Origin of the sequence: Ensifer adhaerens (assembly GCF_001270265.1) — a bacterium.
Classification (GTDB): Bacteria; Pseudomonadota; Alphaproteobacteria; order Rhizobiales; family Rhizobiaceae; genus Ensifer; species Ensifer adhaerens_B.
This window is the reverse complement of sequence record NZ_LGAP01000068.1, coordinates 1-4,839: the sequence shown is the minus strand read 5'-3', so window position 1 is coordinate 4,839 and position 4,839 is coordinate 1. Positions and strand designations below refer to the sequence as shown.

Annotated in this window: 5 protein-coding genes; 3 read left to right on the top strand and 2 right to left on the bottom strand. The window is 58.9% G+C overall.

Features of this window, described 5'->3' with window-relative positions:
- The 3 genes from AC244_RS34645 to AC244_RS34635 form a co-directional block, all read left to right on the top strand.
- A partial coding sequence (locus tag AC244_RS34645) for an IS630 family transposase (RefSeq protein ID WP_053253347.1) occupies positions 1 to 790 on the top strand: 790 nt, incomplete at its 5' end.
- A 377-nt stretch (positions 791 to 1,167) separates the two neighbouring features.
- A complete protein-coding gene (locus tag AC244_RS34640) occupies positions 1,168 to 2,127 on the top strand; it encodes a phosphate acetyltransferase (RefSeq protein ID WP_053253346.1) in 960 nt (319 codons plus the stop codon).
- A 2-nt stretch (positions 2,128 to 2,129) separates the two neighbouring features.
- The gene (locus AC244_RS34635; RefSeq protein ID WP_053253345.1) at positions 2,130 to 3,308 is read left to right on the top strand and encodes an acetate/propionate family kinase; all 1,179 of its coding nucleotides are present in this window, start codon (positions 2,130 to 2,132) and stop codon (positions 3,306 to 3,308) included.
- A gap of 397 nt (positions 3,309 to 3,705) precedes the next feature.
- On the opposite strand, the gene AC244_RS34630 is transcribed toward AC244_RS34635, so the two are convergent.
- Both AC244_RS34630 and AC244_RS34625 read right to left on the bottom strand, forming a co-directional pair.
- Positions 3,706 to 4,122: a type II toxin-antitoxin system VapC family toxin gene (locus AC244_RS34630; RefSeq protein ID WP_053253344.1), complete on the bottom strand. Its 417-nt coding sequence runs from the start codon at positions 4,120 to 4,122 to the stop codon at positions 3,706 to 3,708.
- Positions 4,119 to 4,352, bottom strand: coding sequence for an AbrB/MazE/SpoVT family DNA-binding domain-containing protein (locus tag AC244_RS34625; protein WP_053253343.1), 234 nt, complete (start codon positions 4,350 to 4,352; stop codon positions 4,119 to 4,121). Before AC244_RS34625 ends, AC244_RS34630 begins: the two co-directional genes overlap by 4 nt.
- Between the last annotated feature and the right edge of the window lie 487 nt (positions 4,353 to 4,839).

Below are 4,839 nucleotides of genomic sequence, written 5' to 3'. Positions count from 1 at the left end.
TCTGGCCAACGCGCTGCTGGAGGTGGTCGAACATCAGAGTGTCTCACGCGAAACCATCCGCCGCCGGCTGGACGACAACGACCTGAAGCCGTGGCAGAGGAAAATGTGGTGCATCGCCAAAATCGATGGCGAATATATCGCCAGGATGGAGGATCTTCTCGACCTCTACGCTGAGCCGCATGATCCTAAGCGACCCGTCGTCTGCTTCGATGAAAGTCCGATCCAGCTCATCGGCGAAGTGCGCGTGCCCATCGTCCAGAAACCGGGAAAGCGATACCGTTACGATTCTGAATACAAGCGCAATGGCACGGCCAACCTCTTCGTTATGGTCGATGCCAATAGGTCGTGGCGCAAGGTCAAGGTCACCGATCGGCGCGCCAACGAGGACTTCGCCGTCTGCATGCGCGACCTCGTCGACGGCGATTATCCCGATGCCGACCGGGTCCGTGTGGTGATGGATAACCTATCGACCCACACGGCCTCTGCTATCTATCAGACGTTCCCAGCCGTTGAGGCACGTCGGATTTTGCGACGTCTGGAATTCCACTACACGCCCCGCCACGCGAGTTGGCTCAATATGGCCGAGATCGAGATCGGCGTTATGCGCCGACAGTGTCTTGACCGCCGCATCGACAACCGCAACCTGCTCGAAAGTGAGGTTCAGGCATGGGAGCGTCGTCGAACCGATAGCGGTGCCCAAATCCGATGGATGTTCTCAATCGAGCAAGCGCGCGAAAAGATGGCTAAGTCTTATCCAACACCACAGGTCAACGAGTCAGAATCTCTGTGACGGGACACTAGGAGCAGGAATTCATCGCGTGAGCCAGACGGCCAACGCAATCTGGCCATCGGCCCACGTTGGGTCGCAAGCACGCGCAGTTTGCGATTGGTCACAAATTCGGTTGCGAAGGAGTGGGCATGATGACTAAGCTGGTTGGCTTCCAAGTTGTCCTTGGGATCGATGCGATTTCAAAGCCACCCACCGCGCAAACGCTGCGAAGGGTAGCTTGATGGGTCGTCGTCTGGAACCTGACTGGCGCTGTAGCCGAGCTGTGGCAGACCTCCTCGGCCTCGGGAAGAAGAAAGGCGGCGGCGATCCGGTGCTGTCACCTGCAGGCGAGGTCATCCGCACCGCGGCGCATCGTGATTGAAGCCTAGGGGGTTCCATTGGCCGACCAGAACAAGGTGACAGCTCAACAGTCAAAATACGATCGCCTTATAGCTGCGGCACAGGCGGCGGCCTCAGCAGTCACGATCGTGGCGCATCCCTGCGACGAAGCCTCGCTACGTGGTGCACTTGAAGCCGCCGACAACGGACTAATTGTGCCGGTTCTTGTCGGCCCCGAGGGGAGAATCCGCAAGGTCGCTCAGGAGTCCGGCCTCGATCTGAAAGCGCACGCCATTGTCGATGTGGCGCACAGTCACGCCGCAGCAGCCAAGGCGGTCGCCCTGATCCGAGAGGGAAAGGGCGAGCTCCTGATGAAGGGGAGCCTACACACCGACGAACTGATGCGGGAAGTCACGGCCTCCGCCACGGGTCTGCGAACCGAACGCCGTATCAGCCACGTGTTCGTGATGGATGTGCCTGGTCATGCGGACACGCTCTTCATCACGGATGCGGCGATCAACATCTTTCCCGATTTAGACGTCAAGCGCGACATTGTGCAGAACGCTATCGACCTCTGGGTGAAGATTGGGTTGGGCGAACAGCCGCGGGTCGCGATCGTTTCGGCAGTTGAGACCGTCACGACCAAGATTCCCTCGACGATCGAGGCCGCGGCATTGTGCAAGATGGCTGATCGTGGGCAAATTGTCGGTGGCCTGCTCGATGGACCGCTTGCCTTCGACAACGCGATAAGCCCCGAGGCGGCGCGGATCAAAGGGCTGACCTCGCCGGTGGCGGGCCGGGCACAGATCATCGTCGTGCCTGACCTTGAAGCAGGCAACATGCTGGCCAAGAACCTGACGTTCCTCACCCATGCCGACGCCGCGGGCATTGTGCTCGGTGCGCGCGTGCCGATCGTGTTGACATCACGGGCGGACTCGGTTCGCAGTCGCCTCGCATCGTGCGCTGTTGCCACCCTCTACGCGGCCGCCCAGCGGCGATCGATGCAGGCGGTGGCCTGATCATGGACGCCATACTTGTGGTCAATGCGGGTTCGTCGAGCCTCAAGTTTCAGATCTTCGGGGTTGCGGAGGCTGGCCTGTCACGCAGGGTGCGTGGTCAGATCGATGGCATTGGCAGCAGACCGAGCTTGCTTGCGAAGACGATCGACGGGACGGTGCTGATCGATCGCGCCTATCCCCCAGAAGCTCTAGGCGATCTGCCGATGGCCATCGCTGAAGCGCGCATCTGGCTGCAATCACTTGAAGGCTTTACGCTTAAGGCAATTGGTCATCGCGTTGTTCACGGTGGACCGGACTATGCGGCACCGGTCCTGATCGACCATGCCGTTCTCGACAAGCTTGCCAGGTACCAGGAACTCGCGCCGCTGCACCAGCCGAACAATCTGGCTCCCATCCGCCTCGCCATGGAAATTAATCCGGATGTTCCGCAGGTCGCCTGTTTCGACACGGCTTTCCATCGCGGCCATGCCCCGCACACAGACTGTTATGCTTTGCCTTGGGCATACTACCAGGACGGCGTTCGACGCTATGGCTTTCATGGCCTCTCCTACGAGTACATAGCCGAGCACCTGACCAAAGTGGCTCCTACACTCTCCAACGGTCGCGTCATTGTTGCTCATCTCGGCAGTGGCGCATCGATGTGCGCCCTGTATCAAGGTCTCAGCGTTGAGACGACCATGGGGTTTACTGCGCTTGATGGTCTACCAATGGGCACCCGGCCGGGCCAGATCGATCCGGGTGTCGTGCTCTACCTGATCGACCAGAAAGGCATGACGACCGCGGACGTCACCGATCTTCTCTATCGGGCGTCGGGGCTTAGGGGGCTTTCCGGAATATCCTCCGACATGCGCGACCTGCTTTCCAGCGACGATCCGCGCGCAACCCTCGCGATCAATCATTTCGTGCATCGCTGCTCACTCAGCGCCGGCATGCTCGCCGCGGCGCTCGGCGGCCTGGATGCCTTTGTCTTTACCGCCGGCGTGGGTGAAAATTCGGCGCCTATTCGAGCCCGTATCGCCGAGCGTCTGACCTGGCTTGGCGCCGAACTTGATCCTTCCGCCAACGATGCGGGCGCGATGCGGATTTCAACCGACGCAAGCGGTGTCGCACTTTATGTCTTGCCGACGGACGAAGAATTCATGATCGCGCGCCACACCATTGCACTCGTCGAGGCCCTATAGCCTCATTTCATGTGAGAGGCGTTCGATGCCCATTCGTGTCGCCGCCAGACACGAGAGTTCATGCATAACCTGCGCTCTAGGCATTTCAGAGTCGAAACGAAAACTAATCGGGTTCAGTGGGTGATCTAAAGACACGGCAATTTTTCGATGAGAACGCTCGGCGCGATCGCCTTCAATCATAGCTAAGCGGCGCCGGCTTCTGTGGTGGCGCCTCAAAGGCTATTTCCCGACGACCGTGCCGGGCGGCGCTGCAGGCGAGAGAGCGCGTACCCGAAACCAAGCCCCGCGGCTCCAATCTGCTATCCGGGCGATATCATCAAGAGATGATCGATGCGTTCCACTCACGCTTGTAACGCAAGGGCCAGTGCCACGGAGTGCTGGCTGGAGCCCCAAGCCGCTATCGCGAGGTCGGCAAACCCGGGGCAATCAATGTCAATGTCGGGAAATAGGTTCGATAGCGGCCAATATCACGCGTGAGCAACGGCAACCCGCTGACGGCCGCATGCGCACCGATGAAGAAGTCTGGGAGAACGCCGGTTCTCGTTCCAGCTGCTTTGCGATAGCGTGTGAAAACCTTGCTTGCCAGAAAGAGGGCCTCGCGTGGCACTGGCATCAGTTCCAACCCGGCTTGTTTAAGGAACGCGTCGACATCTTCGATGCGATTGTAGCGAACAGCCAGTTCCGCATAGACGATGTCGTTGATCCACAGTGTCCCCCCAAGACTTGCGTTCTCGAGTTGCGCTATGGACCAATCGGCCCATGTCAGATCATCGGTTACGACGTCGAGAAGAACATTCGTATCTACGAATATCACTGTTCGCCACGCGTGAGGGCCATAATCGCGTCAGTATCCAGCCCTTTGCCAGCGTGCCCTCGCAGCTTTGCGAAGCGGCTGGGCTGCTGTTCTTTGGGGGCATGGACGAGCACTATGCTTCCATCCGGCGCGCGACGGAAATCAACCTTGCTCCCAGGCACTATACCCAAGAGGTCGCGCACTGGTTTGGGGATCGTAATCTGCCCCTTAGCTGTAACCGTCGCCGTCATTGTCGAACCGTGTAAGGAATGATTTTTTGAAGGTATTACTTCGCGGCTCGGTTTTCAAGAGATTGGACGACGAAGAGTCCCGCAAAACTCGGAATACGAGGGCCGGTGAACCCGATTTGACATCATCAACATTTCCCGCTCGCTGGCGCGGCCGCTGAAGGCTGGAGCTGGAACTGGTACTGGAACTCTTCAGCTGTCGCCGCCTAAGCCTCGACTGTTCATGGAAGGCCCGGAACCGCGAAGGAAACCCTGTTGTGCAACCGCGGCCCGTCCGAAGTGCACCGGTGAGCACCGAGCATTGCCCCAGCGCAAGCAGAGTGGATACCTAGGAGCCTGTCCGAGTAGTCACTGTTCAATTGTGTGCGAGTCTGATTCAATCTTTTGCCATGAGCAAATATTTTCGCCCCTGGAATATCGATCAGACACTGCTTCTTCCGCCGAGCGTGCAGGACTTCGTGCCGAAGGACCATGTGTCGCGGTTCATCGT

Excerpts from the sequence above, each read along its gene's own strand:
- AC244_RS34625 (WP_053253343.1), bottom strand. The coding sequence starts at position 4,352 with ATGACGGCGACGGTTACAGCTAAGGGGCAGATTACGATCCCCAAACCA.
- AC244_RS34635 (WP_053253345.1), top strand. The coding sequence starts at position 2,130 with ATGGACGCCATACTTGTGGTCAATGCGGGTTCGTCGAGCCTCAAGTTT.